General features: G+C 63.4%; 1 protein-coding gene. It reads left to right on the top strand.

The window, feature by feature from the left end:
- A partial coding sequence (locus CYJ76_RS11955; protein WP_144043121.1) for a hypothetical protein occupies positions 1–309 on the top strand: 309 nt, incomplete at both ends.

The raw sequence follows: 309 nt of genomic DNA, 5'->3' as shown, positions 1-309 counted from the left end.
CTGCGTCCGATGGTGCAGCTGGACGGTGGCCGCTTTGCGACCTCCGACCTGAACGATCTGTACCGTCGCGTTATCAACCGCAACAACCGACTGAAGCGCATGCTGGACCTCGGCGCACCCGAGATCATCGTGAACAACGAGAAGCGCATGCTGCAGGAGTCCGTCGACGCACTGTTCGACAACGGTCGTCGCGGCCGTCCGGTTACCGGCCCGGGCAACCGTCCGCTGAAGTCCCTGTCTGACCTGCTGAAGGGTAAGCAGGGCCGCTTCCGCCAGAACCTGCTGGGTAAGCGTGTGGACTACTCCGGC

Source organism: Kytococcus schroeteri (genome assembly GCF_002847825.1).
Classification (GTDB): domain Bacteria; phylum Actinomycetota; class Actinomycetes; order Actinomycetales; family Dermatophilaceae; genus Kytococcus; species Kytococcus schroeteri.
This window is presented reverse-complemented; position numbering and strand designations above follow the sequence as displayed.